This is a genomic window from Devosia pacifica (assembly GCF_014652635.1).
GTDB lineage: Bacteria > Pseudomonadota > Alphaproteobacteria > Rhizobiales > Devosiaceae > Devosia > Devosia pacifica.
Genome location: NZ_BMZE01000003.1, coordinates 742,950 through 743,232, shown reverse-complemented (window position 1 = coordinate 743,232; position 283 = coordinate 742,950). Strand labels below are relative to the sequence as shown.

General features: G+C 60.4%; 1 pseudogene. It reads left to right on the top strand.

Annotated elements, in window-relative coordinates:
* Positions 1-283, top strand: a pseudogene (locus IE127_RS19755) (tyrosine-type recombinase/integrase); the annotation flags it as partial.

The window sequence follows — 283 nt, the reverse complement described above, 5'->3', positions numbered from 1 at the left end:
CAGTTCGAGATCACTGCTGACACAAGAGCCAGCCTGCTTGGCTGGCTCGAGCGACGCGGCGGTACGATCGATGACTACGCCTTCCCGAGTCGAGTCGTGGCCGATGGCCACCGGAGCACCCGCCAATACGCCAGGCTGGTGGACGAGTGGGTCACGGCCATTGGCCTGGCGCCGGAGGAGTACGGCACACATTCTCTGCGTCGGACCAAGGCATCGCTAATCTACAAAGCAACAGGAAACCTGCGGGCCATCCAAATCTGCTTGGCCATAGCAAGATCGAAAA